The sequence below is a fragment of the Enterobacter sp. MGH85 genome (genome assembly GCF_001037655.1).
Taxonomy (GTDB): domain Bacteria; phylum Pseudomonadota; class Gammaproteobacteria; order Enterobacterales; family Enterobacteriaceae; genus Enterobacter; species Enterobacter intestinihominis.
This window is the reverse complement of the sequence record NZ_KQ089925.1, coordinates 3,498,924-3,523,655: the sequence shown is the minus strand read 5'-3', so window position 1 is coordinate 3,523,655 and position 24,732 is coordinate 3,498,924. Positions and strand designations below refer to the sequence as shown.

The 24,732-nt window shown below is 56.3% G+C and carries 20 protein-coding genes and 1 pseudogene; 7 read left to right on the top strand and 14 right to left on the bottom strand.

Annotated features, from left to right (window positions below; genetic code table 11):
• Window positions 1–81: 81 nt before the first annotated feature.
• From pntA to SK51_RS16470, 3 genes are all read left to right on the top strand, one after another.
• Window positions 82–1,611, top strand: a complete 1,530-nt coding sequence (pntA, locus tag SK51_RS16480; RefSeq protein WP_023306087.1) for a Re/Si-specific NAD(P)(+) transhydrogenase subunit alpha — start codon at window positions 82–84, stop codon at window positions 1,609–1,611.
• Between the two features lie 10 nt (window positions 1,612–1,621).
• Entirely contained in the window at window positions 1,622–3,010 is a 1,389-nt protein-coding gene (gene pntB, locus SK51_RS16475) for a Re/Si-specific NAD(P)(+) transhydrogenase subunit beta (RefSeq protein WP_048206812.1), read from the top strand.
• A 107-nt stretch (window positions 3,011–3,117) separates the two neighbouring features.
• A complete protein-coding gene (locus SK51_RS16470; protein WP_022647940.1) occupies window positions 3,118–4,230 on the top strand; it encodes a mechanosensitive ion channel family protein in 1,113 nt (370 codons plus the stop codon).
• 38 nt (window positions 4,231–4,268) lie between these two features.
• Here SK51_RS16470 and uspE read toward each other — a convergent pair whose 3' ends face one another.
• The 6 genes and pseudogenes from uspE to SK51_RS16440 all read right to left on the bottom strand — a co-directional run bounded on the left by uspE (window position 4,269) and on the right by SK51_RS16440 (window position 11,140).
• A complete protein-coding gene (gene uspE / locus SK51_RS16465; protein ID WP_003857535.1) occupies window positions 4,269–5,219 on the bottom strand; it encodes a universal stress protein UspE in 951 nt (316 codons plus the stop codon).
• Window positions 5,220–5,356: 137 nt separating this feature from the next.
• Window positions 5,357–6,109 (bottom strand): fumarate/nitrate reduction transcriptional regulator Fnr, encoded by a 753-nt coding sequence (fnr, locus tag SK51_RS16460; RefSeq protein ID WP_000611906.1) that lies wholly within the window; start codon window positions 6,107–6,109, stop codon window positions 5,357–5,359.
• Window positions 6,110–6,292: 183 nt separating this feature from the next.
• On the bottom strand, window positions 6,293–6,808 hold the full coding sequence (gene ogt, locus SK51_RS16455) for a methylated-DNA--[protein]-cysteine S-methyltransferase (RefSeq protein ID WP_023306088.1): 516 nt from the start codon (window positions 6,806–6,808) through the stop codon (window positions 6,293–6,295).
• A 9-nt stretch (window positions 6,809–6,817) separates the two neighbouring features.
• Window positions 6,818–8,344: a p-aminobenzoyl-glutamate transporter gene (gene abgT, locus SK51_RS16450; protein ID WP_022647942.1), complete on the bottom strand. Its 1,527-nt coding sequence runs from the start codon at window positions 8,342–8,344 to the stop codon at window positions 6,818–6,820.
• Window positions 8,345–8,385: 41 nt separating this feature from the next.
• A pseudogene (locus SK51_RS16445) lies at window positions 8,386–9,830 on the bottom strand (M20 family metallopeptidase).
• Window positions 9,830–11,140, bottom strand: a complete 1,311-nt coding sequence (locus tag SK51_RS16440) for a M20 family metallo-hydrolase (protein ID WP_023299977.1) — start codon at window positions 11,138–11,140, stop codon at window positions 9,830–9,832. The pseudogene SK51_RS16445 and the gene SK51_RS16440 overlap by 1 nt, the downstream one beginning before the upstream one ends.
• Window positions 11,141–11,315: 175 nt before the next feature.
• Between SK51_RS16440 and SK51_RS16435 the strand changes: the two genes are divergently transcribed.
• Together SK51_RS16435 and smrA are read left to right on the top strand one after the other, a co-directional pair.
• The gene (locus tag SK51_RS16435) at window positions 11,316–12,227 is read left to right on the top strand and encodes a LysR family transcriptional regulator (protein ID WP_032676258.1); all 912 of its coding nucleotides are present in this window, start codon (window positions 11,316–11,318) and stop codon (window positions 12,225–12,227) included.
• A gap of 350 nt (window positions 12,228–12,577) precedes the next feature.
• Window positions 12,578–13,141 carry a DNA endonuclease SmrA gene (gene smrA, locus SK51_RS16430; protein ID WP_023306091.1) on the top strand — a complete coding sequence of 188 codons (564 nt, stop codon included), beginning with the start codon at window positions 12,578–12,580 and terminating at the stop codon, window positions 13,139–13,141.
• 9 nt (window positions 13,142–13,150) lie between these two features.
• Here smrA and tcp read toward each other — a convergent pair whose 3' ends face one another.
• A complete protein-coding gene (tcp, locus tag SK51_RS16425; protein ID WP_048206811.1) occupies window positions 13,151–14,809 on the bottom strand; it encodes a methyl-accepting chemotaxis citrate transducer in 1,659 nt (552 codons plus the stop codon).
• A 144-nt stretch (window positions 14,810–14,953) separates the two neighbouring features.
• Here tcp and SK51_RS16420 point away from each other — a divergent pair, with 144 nt between their 5' ends.
• Complete coding sequence (locus SK51_RS16420; protein ID WP_023299981.1) at window positions 14,954–15,820, top strand: aldo/keto reductase family oxidoreductase; 867 nt, start codon at window positions 14,954–14,956, stop codon at window positions 15,818–15,820.
• A gap of 47 nt (window positions 15,821–15,867) precedes the next feature.
• Here SK51_RS16420 and SK51_RS16415 read toward each other — a convergent pair whose 3' ends face one another.
• Window positions 15,868–16,068: a hypothetical protein gene (locus tag SK51_RS16415; RefSeq protein ID WP_023299982.1), complete on the bottom strand. Its 201-nt coding sequence runs from the start codon at window positions 16,066–16,068 to the stop codon at window positions 15,868–15,870.
• 634 nt (window positions 16,069–16,702) lie between these two features.
• Here SK51_RS16415 and SK51_RS16410 point away from each other — a divergent pair.
• Entirely contained in the window at window positions 16,703–19,132 is a 2,430-nt protein-coding gene (locus tag SK51_RS16410; protein WP_023306093.1) for a glucose/quinate/shikimate family membrane-bound PQQ-dependent dehydrogenase, read from the top strand.
• A gap of 86 nt (window positions 19,133–19,218) precedes the next feature.
• Here the strand turns inward: SK51_RS16410 and pqqF are convergent, their stop codons facing one another.
• Genes pqqF through pqqA form a run of 6 tightly spaced genes read right to left on the bottom strand, consistent with a single transcriptional unit; the run spans window position 19,219 to window position 24,713 of the window.
• Window positions 19,219–21,495: a pyrroloquinoline quinone biosynthesis protein PqqF gene (gene pqqF, locus SK51_RS16405; RefSeq protein WP_048206810.1), complete on the bottom strand. Its 2,277-nt coding sequence runs from the start codon at window positions 21,493–21,495 to the stop codon at window positions 19,219–19,221.
• Window positions 21,496–21,500: 5 nt separating this feature from the next.
• The gene (gene pqqE / locus SK51_RS16400) at window positions 21,501–22,643 is read right to left on the bottom strand and encodes a pyrroloquinoline quinone biosynthesis protein PqqE (RefSeq protein ID WP_022647952.1); all 1,143 of its coding nucleotides are present in this window, start codon (window positions 22,641–22,643) and stop codon (window positions 21,501–21,503) included.
• Window positions 22,630–22,908, bottom strand: coding sequence for a pyrroloquinoline quinone biosynthesis peptide chaperone PqqD (gene pqqD / locus SK51_RS16395; protein ID WP_003857508.1), 279 nt, complete (start codon window positions 22,906–22,908; stop codon window positions 22,630–22,632). The genes pqqE and pqqD overlap by 14 nt, the downstream gene beginning before the upstream one ends.
• 2 nt (window positions 22,909–22,910) lie before the next feature.
• A complete protein-coding gene (gene pqqC, locus SK51_RS16390; RefSeq protein ID WP_023306095.1) occupies window positions 22,911–23,666 on the bottom strand; it encodes a pyrroloquinoline-quinone synthase PqqC in 756 nt (251 codons plus the stop codon).
• A gap of 2 nt (window positions 23,667–23,668) precedes the next feature.
• On the bottom strand, window positions 23,669–24,586 hold the full coding sequence (pqqB, locus tag SK51_RS16385) for a pyrroloquinoline quinone biosynthesis protein PqqB (protein ID WP_023306096.1): 918 nt from the start codon (window positions 24,584–24,586) through the stop codon (window positions 23,669–23,671).
• Window positions 24,587–24,641: 55 nt separating this feature from the next.
• Window positions 24,642–24,713 carry a pyrroloquinoline quinone precursor peptide PqqA gene (pqqA, locus tag SK51_RS24390; RefSeq protein ID WP_002905689.1) on the bottom strand — a complete coding sequence of 24 codons (72 nt, stop codon included), beginning with the start codon at window positions 24,711–24,713 and terminating at the stop codon, window positions 24,642–24,644.
• Between the last annotated feature and the right edge of the window lie 19 nt (window positions 24,714–24,732).

The following is a 24,732-nucleotide window of genomic DNA, read 5'->3' as shown; positions in this document are numbered from 1 at the left end:
GTTATCGCGATGGTGAAAATTGATACGAACCGCGGGCAATTATCGACAAACCATCATCACAAACCGATGGAAGGGAAAACTATGCGTATTGGGGTACCAAAAGAACGGTTAGCCAATGAAACCCGCGTAGCGGCAACACCAAAAACGGTGGAGCAACTGCTTAAACTGGGTTTTACCGTCGCGATTGAAAGCGGCGCGGGCAAACTGGCGAGTTTCGATGACGAGGCCTTTATTCAGGCTGGCGCGGACGTAGTGGACGGTGCTGAGGTCTGGCAATCACCCATTATTCTGAAGGTAAACGCACCGGAAGAGAGTGAAATTGAACTGCTGAACGCGGGCACCACGCTTGTGAGCTTTGTCTGGCCAGCCCAAAACCCGGAGCTGATGGAGAAGCTGGCGGCACGCGGTGTCACCGTGATGGCGATGGATTCCGTGCCGCGTATTTCGCGCGCGCAGTCTCTGGATGCGCTGAGTTCTATGGCAAACATTGCCGGCTATCGCGCCATTGTCGAAGCTGCGCATGAGTTTGGTCGCTTCTTTACCGGTCAAATTACGGCCGCAGGCAAAGTACCACCCGCGAAGGTGATGGTAATTGGTGCCGGTGTGGCAGGTCTTGCCGCTATTGGGGCCGCAAACAGCCTGGGCGCTATTGTTCGTGCGTTTGATACCCGGCCGGAAGTGAAGGAGCAGGTGCAGAGTATGGGCGCCGAATTCCTTGAGCTGGACTTCAAGGAAGAAGCGGGCAGCGGTGATGGTTACGCGAAGGTCATGTCTGAAGCCTTTATTAAGGCGGAAATGGCGCTCTTTGCGGCGCAGGCAAAAGAGGTGGACATCATTGTCACCACCGCGCTTATTCCGGGTAAACCGGCACCGAAGCTGATCACCCGTGAGATGGTGGATTCCATGCAGCCGGGCAGCGTGATTGTCGATCTGGCGGCGCAAAACGGCGGTAACTGTGAGTATACCGTGCCAAATCAGGTCACGACGACCGCGAACGGCGTGAAGGTGATCGGTTATACCGACCTGCCAGGACGTCTGCCAACCCAGTCCTCTCAGCTGTACGGCACGAACCTCGTTAATCTGCTGAAGCTGCTCTGCAAAGAGAAAGACGGCAACATCACCGTTGATTTTGATGATGTGGTGGTGCGCGGCGTGACCGTGGTGCGTGAAGGGGAAATCACCTGGCCTGCACCGCCGATACAGGTTTCCGCTCAGCCTCAGGCTGCGCCGAAAGCGGCGCCTGAGCCTGCAGAACCAGCGAAACCTGCGTCGCCGTGGCGCAAATACGCCATCATGGCGCTGGTCATTATCCTGTTTGGCTGGCTGGCGGACGTCGCGCCAAAAGAGTTCCTTGGCCACTTCACCGTCTTCGCGCTCTCCTGCGTGGTGGGTTACTACGTCGTGTGGAACGTTTCCCATGCGCTGCATACCCCGCTGATGTCGGTTACCAATGCCATCTCCGGGATTATCGTGGTTGGGGCATTGCTGCAAATTGGTCATGGCGGCTGGATCAGCTTCCTGAGCTTCATTGCAGTGCTGATCGCCAGTATCAATATTTTCGGTGGTTTCACCGTGACTCAGCGCATGCTGAAAATGTTTCGTAAAGGCTAAGGGGTAGCATATGTCTGGAGGATTAGTTACAGCCGCATACATTGTTGCTGCAATCCTGTTTATTTTCAGTCTGGCGGGGCTTTCCAAACACGAAACGTCTCAGCAGGGAAATAACTTTGGTATCGCCGGGATGGCGATTGCGCTGATTGCCACCATCTTTGGGCCGGACACCGGCAACGTGGCGTGGATCCTGGTGGCGATGATCATCGGTGGTGCGATTGGTATTCGTCTTGCGAAACGCGTTGAAATGACCGAGATGCCGGAGCTGGTTGCTATTCTGCACAGCTTCGTGGGTCTGGCCGCGGTGCTGGTGGGCTTCAACAGCTATCTGTACCACGAACCGGGTCTGGAACCGATTCTGGTGAACATCCACCTGACCGAAGTGTTCCTCGGCATCTTCATTGGCGCGGTGACCTTCACCGGCTCAATCGTGGCGTTCGGCAAACTGCGCGGGAAGATCTCTTCCAAACCGCTGATGCTGCCTAACCGCCACAAGCTGAATCTGGCGGCGCTGGTCGTTTCCTTTGTGCTGCTGGTGGTCTTCGTGCGTACCGAAAGCGTAGGCTTGCAGATGCTGGCGTTACTGGTGATGACCATCATCGCGCTAGCCTTCGGCTGGCATCTGGTGGCGTCTATCGGCGGGGCAGATATGCCGGTAGTCGTCTCCATGCTGAACTCCTACTCCGGTTGGGCAGCGGCAGCAGCAGGCTTTATGCTGAGCAACGACCTGCTGATTGTCACCGGTGCGCTGGTCGGTTCTTCCGGTGCGATCCTGTCTTACATCATGTGTAAGGCGATGAACCGCTCGTTTATCAGCGTCATCGCGGGTGGCTTCGGTTCTGACGGTTCATCAACCGGTTCTGATGAGGAAGTGGGTGAACACCGTGAAATCAGTGCGGAAGACACCGCAGAGATGCTGAAAAACTCGCATTCCGTTATCATCACCCCGGGCTATGGCATGGCGGTGGCGCAGGCGCAGTATCCGGTGGCGGAAATCACCGAGAAACTGCGCGCGCGCGGTATCAAGGTTCGCTTTGGTATTCACCCGGTGGCGGGGCGTCTGCCAGGCCACATGAACGTGCTGCTGGCGGAAGCGAAGGTGCCTTACGACATCGTGCTGGAAATGGACGAGATCAACGATGATTTCGCCGACACCGACACCGTGCTGGTGATTGGCGCCAACGACACCGTTAACCCGGCGGCGCAGGACGATCCGCGCAGCCCGATTGCGGGTATGCCTGTTCTCGAAGTGTGGAAGGCGCAGAACGTCATTGTCTTCAAACGCTCTATGAACACCGGCTATGCTGGCGTGCAGAACCCGCTGTTCTTTAAAGATAACACCCACATGCTGTTTGGCGACGCCAAGGCCAGCGTGGATGCGATTCTGAAATCTCTTTAATTCCGCTTCATCCTGTCAAACCGCCCCTGGGGGCGGTTTTCTTATTTCTGCGGTCAGCCATTCTCCTCTGTCTATACTTTACCCTTTGTGTAATACGAGGAGGTGTAATGCAATTTCTGTCCCGCTTTGACATCATCGCGCTGATGATGACGCCATCATTCTGGATTGGCGTCGCCACGGTAGTCTTTGTAACTCTGCTGGTGTACTGGCTGCTGACGCGCCTGATCGCCTTTGTTAAGAAAGGGATCACCACCTGGGGCGACAAGCATCCCACCACCAACCGGATGCGTTTTATCCTGACGGATATGCTTAACCGCACCAGCCGCTTCCTGCTTTTTGTCGTGGCGCTGCTGTTCAGCCTGCGTTTCGTCGACTTACCGGATCATCTCTTTGGTACCGTGAGCCACGCCTGGTTCCTGGTCTTTGCTATCCAGGTGGCGCTGTGGATGGATCAGGGGGTGGTGTCGTGGCTTCGTCACGTCATGCTGGCGCCGGGAAGCCATAAAAACCCGGTGACGCTGGTGATCACGGGGCTTATCCTCCGTGCCATTGTCTGGTCAGTGATGCTGCTGTCTATCCTTGCTAACGCGGGCGTCAACATCACTGCTCTGGTTGCCAGCCTTGGGGTAGGGGGTATTGCTATCGCCCTCGCGGTGCAAACGATCCTGAGCGACGTGTTTGCATCGCTCTCCATCGGTTTTGATAAGCCGTTCGAAATCGGCGATTTTGTGGTGTTTAACGATGTCGCCGGGACGGTAGAGCACATCGGCCTGAAAACCACTCGTATCCGTAGCCTGAGCGGGGAGCAAATTGTCTGTGGGAACGCCATCCTGCTGCAACAGACGCTGCATAACTACAAGCGGATGCAAACGCGCCGGATCGTCTTTACCTTCGGGGTCGCCAGCGACACGGCGCCGGAAAAACTGCGTTCAGTGGGTGATATGGTCAAACAGATCATTACCGACGTCGGGGAAACGAAGTTTGACCGCGCCCATTTCCTGGGCTTCGATCGCGATCGCCTGACCTTCGAGGTGGTCCATATCGTTAATACGGCGGATTACAACAAGTACATGGATATTCAGCAGGAGATCAATATTCGTATTCTGGAGGGGCTGAACCAGCAGGAGATCAAGCTGGCGCTGCCGAGCATGGTTCTGCACGCGCCCTGGATGAATGCTGGCGACGAGGCACCGGCGCAACGGTTGAGCGAAGCGCAATAAAAAAAGCCCGCCGTTACCGGCGGGCTTTCATTTTGGGGTCAATCGTCTTCCTCATCGTCCAGTTCAACCGGCGTCTGATACTGATCCGGTTTGATAACCAGAAGGTCGCAGCGAAGATGGTCGATCACCTGCTCGGCGGTATTACCCAGGAACGCGGCAGAAATACCGGTCCGGCCAATGGTGCCCAGCACCACAATCCCGGCCTGCAAATGCTCCGCCAGATCCGGAATAACCTCTTCCGGTAACCCTTTTTCTACGTGGGTCATGTTCTCATCGATACTGAATTTCTGGCGCAGCGCTTTCATGGCCAGCAGATGCTGACCGCGAATCGCATCGTTATACACGCTCGGGTCAAATTCAGGCAGCTCGATGGCGATATTGATTGGCGTAACCGGATAGGCTCCCACCAGATGGACTTCGGTATGGTTAACCTGGTCGGCAAGCTGAAGGGTCTCCTTCACCAGCTTCTCGTTCAGCGAATTGTGATAATCCTCTTCGCTGGCCAGATTGACCGCCACGACGGCTTTCCCGCCCTCAGGCCACGGCTGATCTTTCACCATCCATACCGGACAAGGGCATTTGCGCAGCAGGTGCCAGTCGGTCGGGGTGAAAATCACGGATTCCAGTTTGTCATGCTGGTGCGCCATTTTCAGCAGCAGGTCATGCCCACCGGCCACCACTTCCTGAATAATGGCTTCGAAAGGACGGTTGTGCCAGACCACCTTGATATCGATAGGTACGCCCGCTTCCAGATAATACTTCGCCTGCTCGCGGATCCACGCGGTACGCTGGCTGATCACTCCCTGACGCATAGCGGTGCGCTCGTCAGGCGACAGAAGGGTGGTCATCTCGTATGAGAAGTCATAAATCGGCAAAAAGGCTTTAATTTTGCCACCAATCCGTTGATGTAAATACACAGCACGTCGTAATGCTGGCTGATCGTCCTGATTCGGATCGATAGCCACCAGCATATTTTGATACTTTGCCATACAGGTCTCCTTACTACTGTCACCACAGTCTGTAAGTAAAAGAGTAACCTATATATCTTGAATGAAACAGGGGGGAAGTTTTTGCCAGATCAATAATCATGAAAATTTATCGACCTGGCATAAGATATCTGGGAGAGTTATGCCACGTTACGTGAGTGACCCGCCAGAATGGCCAGCGCTTCACCGTTTTCAATGGTGATGTACTTACCTTTAACCGCCAGCATTCCGCTCTTCTGGAAACGACCCAGCAGACGGCTGATGGTTTCCACGGTCAGGCCCAGATAGTTACCAATATCGCCACGCGTCATGGTCAGACGGAATTCGCGTGGGGAGAAGCCACGTTCCGCGAAACGGCGGGAGAGGTTATAGATAAAGGCGGCCAGACGCTCTTCGGCATTCTTTTTGGAAAGCAGCAGGATCATATCCTGATCGCCTTTGATCTCACCGCTCATCAGACGCATCATCTGCTGACGCAGGTTCGGCATCTTACCGGACAGATCGTCCAGCGTTTCAAACGGGATTTCACAAACCATAGAGGTTTCCAGCGCCTGAGCAAAGCTCGGGTGATGGCCACTACCGATGGCGTCAAAGCCGACTAAATCGCCCGCCAGATGGAAGCCAGTGATCTGCTCGTCGCCCTGTTCGGTAATGGTGTAGCTTTTGATGGTGCCAGAACGAATAGCATAGAGCGATTTCAGTTCGTCTCCCGCTTTAAACAGCGTCTGCCCTTTCTGAATAGGCTTTTTGCGCTCGATGATATTGTCAAGCTGATCGAGTTCATGCTCATTCAGAGTAAACGGGATACAGAGCTGGCTGATGCTGCAATCCTGGCAATGGATAGCACAACCGCCAGACTGAATGCGTCGTATAATTCGCTTTTCCGGGATCATAGGTTTGCTCAAGCCTTAATTGATATTGGTCAATTTTAACATCTTTTTGGTAAGGACGTAAGTCTGGCAAACCCCCAATAAAGACAAGAGACGGCAGCGAGTTGCCATCTCCTTGAAATTCCACAGAATGATTAAGGATTATTAGCCTAACAGGAAGAAAATTAAGCACAAAAAGCCTGGGAATTACAGCAGAAAATACCCTTCGTGACGCAGCAGCCACTCTTTACGCTGTACGCCCCCGGCATAGCCGGTGAGGGTGCCGTTGCGCCCGATCACGCGATGGCAAGGCACCACAATGCTGACGGGATTTGAGCCATTTGCCGCACCGACTGCGCGCGCCGCGCCGGTACGGCCAAGCTGCTCTGCCAGCTGACCGTAGTGCATCACCTGCCCGCAGGGAATGTTACGTAGCGCCTGCCACACCTCGCGCTGAAAAGGGGTACCCGCCGTGGCGGTTGGCAGGGTATTAATAATGCTGAGATCGCCCTCGAAGTAGGCCGCCAGTTTATCGCTCAGCCCGCCAGGATTACGGGCTGTAATACGCTCGTAACCCTCGGCGCGATAATGAATGTTGAGCAGCTCAACCATCCGGTCGCTGTGCTCTTCCCACTCAACAGCGCGAAGATTGAACGCTTCATCCGCGATAACCCACAGCGGCCCCAGCGGTGTCGCAATCTTGTCTTCGAGTAATCTCAGCATCAGTATTCCTTAGTTCAGCCTCGGGTAAATACCCGGTCCAATCGGCAGGCCGACAAGATACCACGCCACCAGCATCACCAGCCATACCCCTAAGAAGATAAGCGGATAGGGCAAGACCAGCGAATAGTAGGTACCCAGCTTAGCCTCCGGTCTGTAGCGTTGCAGGAAGCCTAAAAACAGCGGAACGAAGGGTGACACGGGCGCCAGCGGGATCACCGAAGAATCGGCGACACGGAACAGGATCTGGGCGAACGCCGGATGAAAGCCGAGCATCATAAACATGGGGACAAAGATGGGGGCCAGAATCGACCAGATGGCCGACCCGCTGGCAATAAACATGCACAGCAGGGACGACAGCAGCGCCAGGCCGACAAACGCCGGAACCCCGCTCAACCCCGCCGCCTCCAGCGCGTCCGTCAGGCTCACGGCCATAAACTTGCCCATGTTGCTCCAGTTAAACATGGCCACAAACTGCGCCAGCGGGAACACCATCACGATAAAACCCGCCATCTCCTTCATCGGCTCGATCATCAGGTGCGGCAGATCTCCCTGACGGCGGATTTTACCGGTAGCGATGCCGTAGGCGAGCGAAACGACGAAGAAGAAGAGAATTATCAGCGGCACAATACCTTGAATAAACGGCGAGGGAAGTACGGTGTGTTTGATCGGATCGCGCAACACGCCATTCTCCGGCACCACCATCAGCGCCACAGCCGCAATGAATGCCAGCGAGACGATCCCGGCGACGCGCAGGCCGAACTGCTGCTCTTTGCTCAGCGTCTCCAGCTTTTCATCGCTCCGGCCTTCCCATTTACCCAGGCGCGGCTCAACGATCTTATCGGTAATCAGCCCCCCGACAATCGTCAGGACAATCACCGAACTGGCCATAAAGTACCAGTTGTCGATCACGCTGACGTGCATGGCCGCATCGATGGTGCTGGCTGCCTCCGTGCTGATGCCGGAGAGCAGCACATCGGTGGTCACAATAAGCAGGTTAGCGGTAAACCCACAGCCGACGCCCGCGATCGCCGACAGCAGGCCCGCAACAGGATGACGGCCAACGGCGAGGAAAATCAGCGCCCCCATCGGCGGCATGATCACCAGCGCCGCGTCGGACGAGATATGGCTGAAGAAGGCAATAAACAGCACCATATAGCTGGCATAACGCGCGCTGACGTGCGAGGCCATTTTCACCATCAGCGCGGGCAGCAGACCCACGCGTTCGGCCAGACCCGCGCCTAACACCAGCGCCAGGATGGCGCCCAGCGGCGCAAAACCGCTGAAGTTTTTAATCACGTTCGGCAAAAACCAGTGCAACCCCTCCACGCTGAGCAGATTTTTTACGGCCACCATGCTGCCGTCGGCCGGGCTGCGCACGCTCACATCAAAGGCGGACAGCACGGCTGTCGCGACCATCAGGATGACAATTAAATAGATAAAAAGCAGGAAAGGGTGCGGCACTTTATTGCCGATCCTTTCAACCCAGCCATAGAGCTTACCGGATGGGGAATGCGAAGGTATGGAAGACATACTCATGGGCGTTCCTCGGGACTGTTGTCGTGTTGTGTTGTGTTTTTTTATTTTAAAGGTGACGGTGTCACGTCCTGTGGGATCGGACACTCGTACGGTTTTTCTGTTATGTGTTGTTCAAATTCTTCCCGACATTTTCGCAGCAGGTCGGCATCCTGAAGCAGATGCAGCGCGGTCGCGCCCATCACTTTTCCGGCCAGCAGCATGCCTTTATGGGCAATAGAGGTACGCCCCTGCGCCACCAATTGCCAGGTATGCAGCGGGGTGCCGACGGTAAAACAGGGGCTAAAGCACTGTGCGACAGGCATCTTCCAGCTGACATCCCCCACGTCGGTGGAGCCTGCCAGCACGTTATCGGTGATGGCGTAAGGGGCAACTTCATCCACCAGTAGCGTTTCGTGATGGCGTCGGGCAAAGGCTTTTCCCTCTTCGGCCCCCGTTGCGGCTATGTTTTTCAGGCTGTTTTGCAGGTCGTTTGCCGTGAGCGTGGCGCGGATTTCACGGGCAAATTCGCGTTCTTCTTCCGTCCAGTCCGGCGTGCCGTAATGCTGCAATGCGCGGTACATGGCCCCTTCGAGCGTACGGTTCGGCAGATAGCTGGAGCAGGCTTTATCAAAGCGACACTCGACAGTGGTTTCGGTCATCATCGCCGCGCCCTTGGCGATTTTCTCGATGCGCGCGTAGATCTGCTGCGCATCGGCCATCTCCGGAGCGCGGATCAGGTACAGCACTTCTGCCTGAGCCTGCACCACGTTAGGCGAAATTCCGCCGGTATCGGTGATGGCGTAATGAACGCGCGCTTTTTCAATGATGTGTTCGTTGAGGAAGTTTGTGCCGGTGGTCATCAACGTCACGGCATCCAGCGCGCTACGTCCCAGATGTGGGGAGTTTGCGGCGTGGGCGGCGATCCCCTTAAACCGCCAGGCGGCCTGAATATTGGCCAGCGTGCTGACGTTAAACATTCCGGCAAAGGCTTCCGGATGCCAGGTCACGGCAGCGTCCACGTCGTCAAATAATCCTTCACGCACCATAAAGGTTTTACCGGAGCCGCCTTCCTCGCCGGGGCAGCCGTAAAATCGTACCGTTCCGCTGCCGCCTGCTGTTCCAGCCAGCTTTTCACCGCCACCGCACCGGCAAAGGCAGCAGTACCCAACAGGTTATGCCCGCAGCCATGGCCGTTAGCCCCCGGGGTGGCGGATTGCGCCGTCGCGCAGTGCGCCTGCTGGCTCAACCCGGCCAGGGCGTCGTATTCGCCCAGAAGGGCGATAACGGGCTTGCCGCTGCCGTAGCTGGCAATAAAGGCGTTGGGAATGCCTCCGGCTTCCCGCATCAGGGTAAAGCCCTCGGCTTCCAGCGCGCTGGCGAGCCGTTCGGCGGACCAGAACTCTTCAAAGCGCGTTTCGGGATGATCCCAGATGTCGTCGGCAATATCGGTAAACGTCTGACATCGCGTGTCGATGGCATCAGCGATAAAAGCGTAGTTCTCCTGCATTACACACCTCGCGTCCACGGGAAATTAAGCGCAGTTCGCGCCAGTGTTTCGATGGCAACGTTCATCACCTGCTCATCAAAATCGAATTTTTCGTTGTGATGTCCGGCGCTCAGTTCGGTGCCGAAGACCATATACGAGGCCATGCCGCCGTTCTGCTGCACGCGGGCCATCATTAGCGTGGCATCTTCGGAGCCCGCAGGGGCTTTGACCTTATTAATGGCATGAGTCACGCCGGGCACCTGGCTTGCCTGTTCGCGCAGATAATCGACCCAGGCCGGGGAGGGGGCACTGGAGGTCGCCGCCCCCATCAGGTTTATCCCGGCTGTTACGCCGTAGAGTGCTGCCGCGCCGGTAATCACCGCCTGCGCGCGCTCAAAGACATACTGATTAATAGCCTCGCTTTCACCGCGGGTTTCAACCTTAAGCAACGCATCAGCCGGAACCACGTTGCGTCCGCTGCCCGCCTGCATGACTCCGACGTTAACCCGGGACGCGCCTTCGCTGTGTGGCGCGATGCCATGCAGCGCGATAGCGGCCTGGGCCGCCGCGAGCAGGGCGTTACGGCCCTCTTCCGGTTTACCGCCAGCGTGTGCGGCAACGCCGGTAAAGCGCACGTCAAATTTAGTGGTCGCCATGAAGTTATCGCTGCCGCAGATCACCGTCCCTTCCGGAACGCCGGTTCCAATATGAATGGCGGTAAAGTAGTCCACGTCGTCCAGCGCCCCTGCAGCGACCATAGCGCGGGCGCCGCGCGTACCCTCTTCGGCAGGCTGGAAGATCAGTTTGATGGTGCCGTTGAGCTGGGCTTCATGCTGCTTAAGCACCTGCGCCAGCCCCAGACCAATGGTGGTGTGGCCGTCGTGCGCGCAGGCGTGCATCATGCCCGGGTTACAGGAGGCAAAACCGTCGCGGTACGGCCGGTGGCTGTCGTCATGCGCTTCGCTCAGATCAAGCGCATCCATGTCCACGCGAAAGGCCAGCGTCGGGCCGGGGCGACCGGTATTCAGGGTCGCGACAATGCCGGTGAACCCGCCTTCGAACGGCGCGAGCCATTTTTCCGGTGCGCCTTGCGCGCGGGCGCGGGCAAATTCCCGCGCCAGGGTTGCATCATCGGGCAACCCCATCCGGCTTTCGGCATCCACGACATCGCGACCCATCGCCAGCTCGTAACCCAGCGAGTCCAGGATCTCCGAGACTTTCGCGGCAGTGCGAAACTCCACCCAGCCGGATTCCGCGAAATGGTGAAAATCGCGACGCCATGCGCTCAGTTGGGGGGCTAATGTGTGGATGTACTGCGCCAGTGCGTTCATATCTTTTCCTGTCATCATTAAAATATGTGAACTGCTTCACGCTGTGATAGTTTTTACTTATCACTAAGCGATTTTTCACAGTTTTAACCGTTCAGGAATTACCCTCGCACATCCGATTCCATTAAAGTAGATGACAGTTTCTTTACTCTGATAAACAACGGTTATCGGTCGGGTTATGTCATTTCAGATTAAATTTCATCAAATTCGGGCTTTTGTCGAAGTGGCGCGTCAGGGCAGTATTCGCGGAGCCAGCCGGGTGCTGAATCTTTCGCAGCCCGCGCTGACTAAATCCATTAAAGAGCTGGAAGAGGGCATGGCGGCACAACTGTTTGTGCGCCGGAGTAAAGGTGTCGCCCTGACCGAGTGCGGGGAAGGGTTTTATCACCGCGCTAATTTGATTCTGGAAGAGCTTCGCGCAGCGCAGGATGATATCCGTCAGCGTCAGGGGGAGCTGACCGGGCAGATCAATATTGGGATGGGTGCCAGCGTGGCGCGCAGCCTGATGCCCGCCGTTATCTCCCGTTTTCATGCGCAGCATCCTCAGATCAAAGTGCGGATTATGGAAGGTCAGCTGGTATCAATGATCAATGAATTACGCCAGGGTGAGCTGGACTTTACCATCAATACCTATTATCAGGGGCCTTACGATCACGAATTTACGTTTGAAAAACTCTTTGAGAAACCTTTTGCGGTATTTTGTCGGGAAGGACATCCGGCGTTGGGGGCTACCTCTATTAATGAACTTCTTCATTATAACTGGACATTGCCAACGCCGCGGGGAAGTTATTATAAGCAGCTTGAGGATATATTTCATCATCACTCGCAGATACCGCGTATTGGCGTCGTTTGCGAAACCTTTTCGTCCTGTATTAGCCTTGTCGCACAAAGTGACTTCCTGAGCGTGCTGCCGCAGGAGTTGGGCTGCGACCCGCTGCTGGCGCACCGGCTGGTCATGCTGCCGGTTGTGGAAACACTTCCCAGAGCGGCCTATTATTTAATTCAGCGCCGTGATGCACGCCAGACGCCCCTGGCTGAATCATTAATTACACAATTCAGAAGGGAAGCGAGAAAAATAGTTTTATCGTGAAATTGCCAAAGAAAAAATAGAGCCTGTCCGACATCAGACAGACCCTACAGTACACACAGCAGTGCGTCCTTTCGCAAATCCTGGGTATTATATCCATGAGGCAGGTATATTTAGGTATAACATCTTTCCTGAAAAAAGAAAGGCGGCACGTCATTGGTTTTACAAAATTTCAACGCAAATCACTTATTTTAACTCTGCTGTAGTTTTAGTTAAGTAATATTTAAATAACTTTAATGGTAGCTATATATATTCATCAGATTAATATTTATCTTGCCCCTTGCGGTAAGGGTTATTGAGGCCCCTGCCCGGTGCAGGTATAGTACAAGCCCCGATGTGCCCGGAGGATTTCCATGAACCCTGACGACAAATCACTTTTTCTTGACGCCATGGAGGATGTCCAGCCCCTGAAACGCTGCACCGATATCCACTGGCAGCAAAGCCGTAATACCCGGGTTCGCCAGGAGATCGATACCGAGCAGCTCGACAACTTTCTCACACTGGGTTTCCTGGAACTCTTGCCGCTTGAAGAGCCGCTGATGTTCCAGCGCGAGGGCGTTCAGCAGGGCGTTATTGACAAGCTGCGCTCGGGTAAATACGCCCGACAGGCCAGCTTAAATCTGTTGCGTCAGCCCGCCGAACGCTGCCGCCAGATGCTGTACGCCTTCATTCGCCAGGCCTGCCGCGACGGTTTACGTAACCTGATTATCATTCACGGAAAGGGCCGCGAGCAGAATTCGCACCCGAACGTGGTGCGCAGTTATCTTGCCCGCTGGTTAACTGAGTTCGAGGACGTGCAGGCTTTCTGCGTGGCGCTGCCGCATCACGGCGGCAGCGGGGCATGTTATGTTTCACTCCGAAAATCCGATGAGGCGAAACAGGAGAACTGGGAACGTCACGCCAAGCGCAGCCGTTAACGGTAAGGCCTAGAACGTCTCCCAGTTTGTGTCACCTGAGGCACTGACCGTGGCGGGACGCAACAGTTGCGGTGCTTTTGTATTTTTTGGCCGCGGAGCGGTGTTTTCCTGCATGTTCAGCCGGAATGCCGCCACGGCCTGGCGCAGCTGTTCAGACTGATCTTCCAGCGCCGCCGCCGCCGTTGCCGACTCCTGTACCAGCGCGGCGTTTTGCTGCGTTACGCTGTCCATCTGCGAGACCGCCAGGCTGACCTGTTCAATACCGCGGCTTTGCTCGTCAGACGCCGACGAGATTTCAGCCATAATATCGGTTACGCGTGTCACGGCCGCGACGATCTCTTTCATGGTCGCACCCGCCTCGCTCACCTGTTCCGAGCCGGTATTCACCCGGCTGACGGAGTTTTCAATAAGCCCTTTGATCTCTTTTGCCGCCTGCGCGCTGCGGCTGGCCAGCGTCCGTACTTTGCCTGCCACCACCGCAAAGCCGCGGCCTTGTTCGCCGGCACGGGCGGCTTCAACCGCCGCGTTGAGCGCCAGAATGTTGGTCTGGAAGGCAATGCTATCGATAACGCCGGTGATATGCGCAATTTGCTGAGAACTGTCGGCAATGTCATTCATGGTACGCACTACATTATTCACCACCTGGCCGCCGCGTGCGGCGGTTTCAGACGCATTCTTTGCCAGCAGCGTCGCCTGACGAGCGTTATCCGAGTTCTGTTTCACCGTGGCCGTCAGCTCTTCCATGCTGGCGGCGGTCTCTTCCAGCGAGGCTGCCTGCTGCTCGGTTCGGGCGGAAAGGTCGTTACTCCCGGCGGCAATTTCTCCTGCGCCCGTGTAGATAGAATCTGTGCTGCCGCGCACGGCGCTGACGGTGCTGACCAGCGACTGTTGCATCTCATGCAGACCGGCGGCCAGCTGGCCCATTTCGTTGCGCCCGGTAATCGCGACGTTTTGCGTCAGATCGCCGCTCGCGATGGTGCGAATATGGTTCATGATGGCGTTGAGCGGTCTCAGGAGCAGGTGCTGTAAACCCTGCCAGATCACCACCAGCACGGCGATAACGGTCAGGAAGATCGCCGCCAGCGTCCACTGCATCTGGGTAAAGCTGTTCTGGTTCTCTTCGGCGGCGGCTTTAAGCAGCACGTTGTTTTCCGCGCGCCAGCGGGTATAGACCGCCTCCATCTCATCCTGCGCCTGCTGGGCGTCCAGGTCGCCATAGGCCTGATAGTTATCGGCGCGCAAGTACGCAATGGACAAGCGCATTACCTCGTGCATGTTCTTCCAGGCTTTCTGCATCTCTTCGGTGAGCGCGGCATTTTGCCCCTTCACCTGCGGAATCGCCTGCCAGTTTTTGTAATAGTCTTCTGCTTTGGCCAGCGAACCGTTCGCGGTGCCCAGCAGCGTATTGATTGCCGCGAGAGAGGCCGGGTCGCGCTGGTTTTTCAGGTAGCGGATCGCCACGCGGGTGACGGTAACGCGCGTTTTCACCAGGGTGTTCACACTGTCGCTCAGGCTCTCCTGCTGGGCATTGAGCAACCCGGAGTTCTGAAAGTTGTGACGATCGTTGTTAACGGCAGAGTAGAACAACCCTCCCGTGACAACTTGCAGCAGACAGAATATGGTGAGGGCAAAGATAATACCGGTAATCACGTGCAGATTTTTCAGCATGGCGGTCATCCGTAATAGAAGAGGCAGGGTTACATCAATACTATCGTCGTAGCGAATTTAAACTTTAATTTTACTATTGCTTAACTAATGGTTTCGTTGCGGAACCTGTTGTAAACCCGGATCATTTTAATGAGGAAGGTCAGCATGAGCAGCATAGATAAATGCGGAACATTCACGCTCGGAACGCGTACGGTTAAACGGTTTGGCTATGGCGCGATGCAGCTTGCCGGACCTGGCGTTTTTGGTCCGCCAAAAGACAAAAATGCGGCGCTGGCGGTGTTGCGTGAAGCGGTAGAGTCGGGGGTAAATCACATTGATACCAGCGATTTTTACGGCCCCCATGTGACCAACCAGCTTATTTGCGAGGCGCTTCATCCCTACCGGGACGACCTTACGATTGTGACCAAGATCGGAGCCCGACGCGGCGAGGACGCCTCCTGGCTGCCGGCGTTTTCCGCCCAGGAGCTGACGCAGGCGGTGCATGACAACCTGCGCAACCTGAAGCGAGATGTGCTGGACGTGGTTAACCTGCGGATCATGTTTAGCGCCCACGGACCAGCGGAAGGCTCGATTGCCGCGCCGCTAAGCACCCTCGCGGAGCTGCAACAACAGGGGCTGGTTCGCCATATTGGGCTGAGCAACGTCACTGCTTCGCAGGTGGCTGAAGCGCAGAAGATGGTTTCCGTGGTATGCGTACAGAACATGTACAACGTGGTGAATCGCGGTGACGATGCGCTGGTAGATTCGCTGGCGCAGCAGGGGATTGCCTGGGTGCCGTTCTTCCCACTGGGTGGTTTCACGCCACTGCAATCTTCCGGGCTACAGGCGGTGGCGGATTCACTGGATGCGACGCCTATGCAGGTGGCGCTGGCATGGCTGCTGCAACGCTCGCCAAATATCCTCTTGATCCCGGGTACTTCTTCGGTGGCGCATCTGCGTGAAAACCTGGCGGCAGCCGATCTAGTATTGCCGCCTGAGGCGCTGGAGACGTTAAATACGCTGGTAGAGTAACCCAGACAGCAGCAAAAGCCCGGGGGGATTTTTCGGGCTTTTGGTGTTTATGACACAATCTGATTCCTTTGGCGGTGAAGTGCTAACGCTTCCGCCACGATTTCCTGCTTACTTTTCCGTGTTTCATACGCAGTAATGCGGATGTACTCCATCAGCGCTGGATCGATGCGCGCACTTAACATCCTGAGATCGGCCTCCTTTGCTACACCGCGAGCAACACGCTTGTCGGGATAATCACGGGCTGGCATAGAAAACGTCCTCCAAAAATTGTCTTGTTAATTTGTGCTGTAAAATATGCGCTAGTCTTGGTTTAAAGTCAATGGCTAGTGAAGGCGCAGTGAATTAATGTTTGGATTTTCTGTGATTCAAGACTTCATTAAGTGATTTAATAGTGTTTGTATTGTCACTCTGTGAGTCCGCTTTGATGCGGAAAGTCACATTTTCAGTGCTGATAATGACGGAATGTTCAACGCACCAGACGCTCTAAAATTATTGATAATTTCTTCCTGAAACTGAACTCAGGTTTACCCCTGTGCTTATTCATGGTTATTGCTTAATTAAATCTTCTGTTTGAAGGCTCAGCTGTAAAAATCTGACGCTATAAGACCGGCCTTGGGGGAATCCTGATATTAATCCTTTAAGCAACTTCCGGCTGGTCATATATTCCAGTATCGGTGACGTAGTTAGCGATATTCGCTATTTTAACCCTGTTAAACCCATGCAATCGCGCTGGTTTTCATTTCTTCCGACATAATAGATTTTGTCTACGTTCTCTTTTTAATTTATGCTTCGCATACGAACAATTAGCGTTGTGCAGGGTTTTAACATCGTGGCAGTTAATAAAACCCTGCTTTATATAAAGTAATCAGGAGATTCATTTTTATGTCAGACAATAATCCCCGCCCATTGGGCTGGTTAGGCCCGTGGTGCCTGCTGGTGGGTGTGGTACTTCTTGTGACGGGGCTGTTTTTTGCCATCGGCGGTTTTAAACTGGTTTCCCTGGGGGGGAGTTGGTACTTTCTCATTGCCGGGGTTTTCACGCTGCTCTCTGCAATTCAGTTTTTCCGCCGCAAATCCTCTGCCGTAGGGCTGTTTGCTCTGGTGTTTCTTGGCACCCTGATTTGGGCATTTTTCGATGCCGGACTCGACTTCTGGCCCCTGGTTTCCCGATTAATGGTACCCGCCGGGCTGATGGTGCTGGCAGCAGCCACCTGGCCTGCATTGCGTAAGCGTGAAGGAAAACCGTCCTCTACGAAAGGGGCGATGGCGGTCTGCGCGGTCCTTATTATCGGCATGGGCGTCACCTTTGTTCAGATGTTTCAACCCCATCCGACCGTGCCATTTAGCGGCGAAAAGCGCCCGCTGGTGCCGGTAAAAGAAGAGGCGAAACAGCAGAACTGGGATCACTACGGTAATACGGCTGGCGGTAGTCGCTTTGTGGCGCTGGACCAGATAACCCGTGACAACGTGAAAAACCTGAAACCGGTCTGGACCTACCATACCGGTGATATTCCGCAAAGTCCGGATGGCAATGGCGCAGAAGATCAGCAAACGCCGCTACAGGTAGGCGATCGTGTCTTCCTCTGTACGCCGCATAACAACGTGATCGCCGTGGATGCCGATAGCGGGAAAGAGATCTGGAAAGCGGAAATCAACGCTAAGTCTGCCATCTGGATGCGCTGCCGTGGCCTGGCGTACTTTGATGCCACCAAACCGCTGGCACAGCCAACGGTAGCCGGCTCCACACCGGTTCTGCCAGCGCAGGTCGCACCGGGCGCGGCATGCCAGCGCCGTATCCTGATGAATACCATTGACGGTAAGCTGATCGCGTTAGACGCCGATAACGGCAAATTCTGCCCGGACTTCGGTACTTACGGCAGCGTTAACCTGCATGAAGGAATGGGCGACGCGTCAGATCCAACCTATGTGTTGACGTCGGCCCCGACGCTGGCGGGTACCACGGTCGTGGTTGGCGGCCGCGTTGCGGATAACGTCAGCACCGATATGCCGGGCGGCGTAATACGTGGTTATGACGTGATCACCGGCCAGCTGCGCTGGGCGTTCGATCCGCGTAATCCGGATCCGAACTATGTTCTGAAGCCGGGCGAACACTACAAACGCAGCTCCGCAAACTCCTGGGCCCCTATGTCCTGGGATGCGTCGATGAATACCGTGTTTATCCCGATGGGAAGTTCCTCTGTCGACCTGTGGGGCGCTGACCGTATTCCGGAAGATCACAAATACGCCACCTCAATCCTCGCGCTGGATGCGACTACCGGGAAAGAGAAGTGGGTATACCAGACCGTGCATAACGACCTCTGGGATTTCGATATCCCGATGCAGCCGAGCCTGGTTGATTTCCCAACGAAAGAGGGCAACAAGCCCGCGGTGGTAGTGGGCACTAAAGCGGGGCAAATTTACGTTCTCGATCGCCTGACGGGTAAACCGCTCACTGAAGTGAAAGAGGTTCCGGTAAAACCAGCGGATATTCCACGTGAACAGTACCCGGCAACGCAGCCTCGCTCTGTGGGGATGCCGCAGATTGGCGCAGAAACCCTGAAAGAATCTGATATGTGGGGGGCGACGCCGTTTGACCAGCTGGCCTGTCGTATCAGCTTCAAATCAATGCGTTATGACGGTCTGTACACGATGCCGGGAACCGATATTTCCCTGAGCTTCCCGGGCTCGCTGGGGGGAATGAACTGGGGCAGTTTGTCCACCGATCCGAACAACCAGTATATCTTCGTCAATGACATGCGTCTGGGCCTGTGGGTTCAGCTGATTAAGCAAGATCCGCAGAGCGCGGTGGCAAATACGGGTGGTGAAGCCGTGAACGCCGGGATGGGCGCCGTTCCGATGAAAGGAACGCCGTATTCGGTCAACAAAAACCGTTTCATGTCACCACTGGGCATTCCGTGCCAGAAACCACCGTTTGGCTCTCTCTCCGCCATTGACCTGAAAACGCAGAAAATCGTCTGGCAGGTGCCGGTCGGTACCGTACAGGATACCGGTCCGTTTGGGGTAAAAATGCGTATGCCAATGCCTGTCGGTATGCCGACGCTGGGCGGTACGCTGGCCACGCAGGGCGGTCTGGTCTTCATTGCGGGAACCCAGGATTACTACCTGCGCGCCTTTGATTCCTCTACGGGGGAAGAAGTGTGGAAAGCGCGTCTTCCGGTGGGTAGCCAGGGCGGACCTATCAGCTATGTATCACCGAAAACCGGCAAACAGTACATTCTGATCTCTGCTGGCGGTGCACGCCAGTCGCCGGATCGTGGTGACTACGTGATTGCCTACGCGCTGGATAAATAACAGCGAAATAAGCAACCTGGCCCCGTCGTAGTACGGGGCTTTATTTTGACTAAAAACCACGGATATGAAGAAAGCGGCGGGTCCGGTCAGCCCGTGAAAAGCACCCGCCAGCGACGGCGATGGCGAGTCATCTCGCGCCATAGTGCGATTATCTCGTCATGTTGCAGGGCATCAACAGCCTGCGGCGTTAACACCGGTAAACCATAGCGCTGGCGCAGGGCGGCTACTGCCGTGGCGCTGGCATTCATCGGTGACCGGATTTGCATCGCCAGCTGCTGTCGCAATACGCTGAACGCCGTCACATCGCACAGCGTCAGCTCACGCAAAAATTGTTTGCAGCAACCCAACAGGTTCACTGGAGAGCGGTCAGGCGACTGTAACGCCAGCAGCAGGCCATCGCGATCGGCAATACGCTGATAGCGACAGCTGACCACGTAGCCAATCTGCTGTTCCACGCGCAGGCGCTGGAAAAATTGCGGTTCGCAGCATAACGCCAGCAGCCGCAGCGCGGCGAGCGATGCGCCCGGCGGCAGGGGAATAAACACCAGCAGCGCCGAGTCCGCGCTGGCGTGCGGGATACGTTCGATTCCGCCGGGACAATCGCTAAACGGCGACCCCTTAGCGTTAACTGGCGCCCGGAGCAGGCCAAGCTGCCGGGCTAACCCGTGCGCGTGTTCGGCGTTGCCGCCAACTAGCGCCGCCAGCCAGCCGTCCCGTAGCGGATCCGATGCCAGACGTTCAGGCAATTGCTGAAGCAGCTCACGGATGGCAATGCCTTCTGGCACTGGCGTAAGAGCCGGGGCGGGGTGGGAGAGGCGATCGATTATCGCCCCGATGATGTGTTCCGCCGTCACCACGGCGTCAGGAAGCCGCAGGGTGAGCTGCCAGCTACCGTCAACCGTTTGCCACTCGCCGCTGCCGTCAATATGGCGCAGTTCAGCAAGGAGAGGGCGTAACTGTTTGCCCATCGCCACCCCCTGCGCCCGTTCCAGGCACGAATAAAAAGGCCTGCGCAGGATCAGCGTTGGCGGTTGTGTCTGCGCCGTCAAATGCAGCAGCGGAGCGGCTTCTGACGTCGGGGCTGGCGTAACATACCTGGCAGTCTGCGGGTAGAAGGAAAACGCGATGGGGCTATCATCTGCAACCGGCTGGCGACGCCAATGGCTAAGCGGCAGAGCAAACCCCTGGCTGGCGATAATTTCAGCGGTTTCAATTTTTTTGCAGGCCAGATACGAGGTGGGCGCCGCCAGTAAATCGGCACAAAAGGCAGAAAAACTTACGGGCGCCGCACCGGGCGCAAAACCGAACGCCCGCTGGCGCAGCTGCTCCAGCGTCGGCAGGGCGCTAAAACGCTGCTGTGCCAGCCGATAATAATGCCGCTGCTGCTCATCCGTCGTTTGCTGTAGCGCCCGTAGCCAGTGGGTAATATGCGAGTCAATCTCCTCGGGTCGTTCGCTATCAACCGTTAGCGCCAGCCATCCGTTATCGTTATCCTGATAAAGCCAGTTCAGTGTGACATCTTCTGCCAGCCCGCGCGCCCGCAGCCCGGCAATCAGGCTTCCGGGGGCGTCGTCCAGTAAAAACTCCCGAAATAAGGTGACGTTGTCACTTTTTCGAATTAACGGACAACGCCACAGTGCGGGTCGCTCTGTCACTGCCAGCTGAAAATCTGCTTCAGCGCTAAGACGCAACGGGGGAACGGTTTCAGGCATGCCACCAGAAGCAAAACCGGACGCAAACGTATGGGCAAGCTCGGCCAGCGCATCCAGCGTTTGCGGCCCTTGCAGCCACAATTGCAGGTGTCCGGCCACATAATAGCGCCGATGAAAGTCGCGCAACGCGGTTTGCAGCGATCCCGGGTCCTGCCCCAGAGAATCCTGGCTACCTACCTGAAAACGGCGAAAAACTGTGGGTTCTTCCATCGCGTGGCGTGCCGCCGCTTCGCGCCTGGCGGAATCATGCTGCTGGATGAGCCGGTTTTCCGCATCAATGACCGCCACTTCGCGCTGTATGTCATCGCATGAAAGCAGCGGCGCCTGCAACATATCCCGCAGCCGCGCGACGCCGTCGGACAGGTTATCGGCGGCCACATCGAAGAAAAATGCGCTGTGGCGAGCCAGCGTGGTGGCATTGACGCTACCGCCCTGACGCTGGACCCAGGCCATGAGTCGATCGTCGCCCTGATAGCGCTGGCTACCGCGGAACAGCAGGTGCTCAAGTAAATGCGCAAGACCGGCGAAGCGCGGTGGCTCGTGATGGCTTCCGGCACTCACGCGCGCAAGCGCCGCCGCGCGTGTCGCCTGCGGCTGATGCACCAGCGTTGCGCGTAAACCGCCTGCCAGCTCCACGATGCGGGGGGTCATTATCGCTACAGTTCCCGGGTTTTATAGATAAGCTGCGAACGGGTACGGTTGCGGAACTGAAGCTGGCCGATTTTCATGTCGCTACAGGCTGCTTCGCGTCGCGCGTCCAGAATTTTATGATGATGCGGCGATTTGCTGCACACCGGATCGGCGTTATCAGCATTCCCGGTGAGCATAAAGGCCTGGCAGCGGCAGCCGCCGAAGTCCTTCTCCTTTTCATCGCAGGAGCGGCACGGCTCCGGCATCCAGTCAAACCCGCGATAGCGGTTGAAGCCGAAAGAGTCATACCAGATGGATTCCAGACTCTGATCAAGCACCGAGGGGAACTCCACCGGTAGCTGGCGCGCGCTGTGGCAGGGCAGCGCCGTGCCTTCCGGGGTCACGCTGAGGAAAATCGACCCCCAGCCGCCCATACAGCCTTTTGGTCGCTCTTCGTAATAATCAGGGGTGACGAACAGCAGGTTGGTCAGATTGCCGCTGGCGGCCATTTTTTGCCGATAGTCGGCAACCACACGTTCCGCGCGGGCGATCTGTTCTCGCGTCGGCAAAAGGCCCTGACGATTAAGGAACGCCCAACCGTAGAACTGGCAGGTGGCAAGTTCGACGTCGTCGGCGTCCAGTTCAATGCACAGCTCGATGATTTTATCGATCTGGTCGATGTTGTGCCGGTGCAGGACGAAATTCAGCACCATCGGGTAATCGCGCGCTTTGACCGCTTTGGCCATCGCCAGCTTCTGCTGGAAGGCTTTTTTATTCCCCGCCAGCGCGGCGTTGAGCACTTCATCGCTAGCCTGGAAGCTAATCTGGATATGGTCCAGACCGGCCTCGCTGAACGCGTCGAGCTTGCTTTCCGTCAGGCCAATTCCCGAGGTGATCAGGTTGGTATAAAAACCGAGATCGCGGGCGGCGCGGATCAGCTCCGGCAGATCTTTACGCGTCAACGGTTCGCCGCCGGAAAAACCTATCTGCACGCTGCCCATCGCCCGCGCCTGGCGGAAAACCTCAATCCACTGTTCAGTGGTCAGCTCCTGATCCTGCCGGGCAAAGTCCAGCGGGTTAGAGCAGTAAGGACACTGTAGCGGACAGCGATAGGTCAGCTCCGCCAGCAGCCACAGCGGTGGATTGACGGCGGGTTTATTCTGGCTCACGGAAAATAATCCACTTCTGTTGATAAGCGATTTGCAGGAATTCTACGACGTCGTCATCCACGCCGCCGGCTTCCGGGAACCGTTCGTTGAGTATGGCAATGATGGCCGCCGCGTCGCGTTGGCCATCGACCAGTTCGAGGATTGCGGCCGCGGTCTCATTGAGTTTAGCCATGCCTTCCGGATAAAGGATGACATGGCTGTCCTGAGCGGCTTCCCATTGCAGGCGATAGCCGCGACGAAAGGCGACGATGGAGTTTTTTTGCATGCTTATACCAGTCGGGTTGTGTGCCAGGCCGCTTTGTCGGTGACCGTGTGATAAGGCGGACGCTGTAGCGCGTAGGCCATGGTCATCGCGTCGAGCATCGACCACAGGATATCGAGTTTGAACTGAAGGATCTCCAGCATCCGATTCTGCTTTTCTGCGCTATCGCAGTAACTCTTCGCCAGCTCCAGACCGTGTTCAACGTCGCGGCTGGCCTGGCTGAGGCGGCTGCGGAAATAAAAATAGCCTTCCTCTTTGATCCACGGATAGTGCTGCGGCCAGCTGTCGAGACGCGACTGATGAATTTGCGGGGCAAACAGTTCGGTGAGCGAACTGCATGCCGCCTCCTGCCAGTTGGCGCGGCGGGCGAAGTTAACGTAAGCGTCCACGGCAAAACGAACGCCGGGCAGCACGTGGCGTTCGCTGATTAAGTCGTCGCGGCTAAGCCCTACGGCTTCGCCCAGCTGTAGCCAGGCTTCGATCCCGCCGTCATGACCGTTGCTGCCGTCGTGATCGAGGATCCGCTGCACCCATTTTCGACGCGTGTGCGGATCCGGGCAGTTCGCCATAATGGCCGCATCTTTCAGCGGGATCGTCGTCTGGTAGTAAAACCGGTTCGCCACCCAGCCCTGGATCTGCTCGCGGCTGGCCTCGCCGTTATGCATCGCGATATGGTACGGATGGTGAATATGATAGTAGGCGCCTTTCGCCCGGAGGGCGTGTTCAAACTCTTGCGGGGAGAGCGTTTCACGAATGTGCATAGTTAGTCCTGAAGCGTGATGGTCATCCCGTCCCAGCTCACTTCAATTCCCTGCTGCGTGAGGGCGTGACGCTGCGGCGACTGCTCGTTAAGGATCGGGTTAGTGTTATTAATGTGAATCAGAATCTTGCGCTTTGCCGGCAGTGAGGCCAGCAGCGCCATCATGCCGTGTTCATCGCCGAGCGCCAGATGGCCCATATCGCGGCCGGTATTGCGCCCGACGCCAGCGGCCTGCAGTTCATCGTCCTGCCAGACGGTGCCGTCAATCAGCAGACAGTCCGCTTTTTTAAGCCACGGCAGGATGTCGTCATCGGGTTCACCGAGACCCGGCGCGTAGAACAGCGTCTGACCGTTGCGGCGGTTTTCGATAAACAGCGCCACGTTATGCCCCGGTAGCGGGCGGTCGCGCCACGGCGAATAGGGCGGTGCGTTACTGGCGATGGGGACAGCGGTAAACTGCAAATCAGGGCAGGCTTCCACGCTAAAGGCGGTGAGCGGTGCGATCGGATGATGAATCAGGCCGCCGTTCCAGTGCCGGAGCATGGTAAAAATCGGGAATCCGCTGGAAAGATCTTCATGCACCTCCGGCGTACACCATACCTGATGCGGACACCCCTCGCGCAGGCTGAGCAGCCCGGTGGTGTGGTCAATCTGGCTGTCGGTGAGAATAATGCCGCCAATATGCGTGCCGCGCAGAACCTCTTTCTTATTCAGTTCTGGCGTATGGGCAATCTGCTGGCTGATATCGGGCGAGGCGTTACACAGTATCCACTCTTCGCCGTTATCGCTGACGATGATCGACGACTGGGTGCGGGGGGTCGCCTGAAGGGTACCGTTGCGCAAACCCTGACAGTTGGCGCAATTACAGTTCCACTGAGGGAAACCGCCGCCGGCGGCGGAACCGAGGACTTTAATAAACATGAAGATAGGCCAGGTAGTAAAACAAAAATGCCCGCACGGATGGCGGGCTGAGCGATTAGCGGTTGGAAATGTACAGCGTCACTTCCAGGCCAAGACGTAAATCAATAAAAGCAGGTTTCTTCCACATCGTTTTTTCCTCTTTAAAA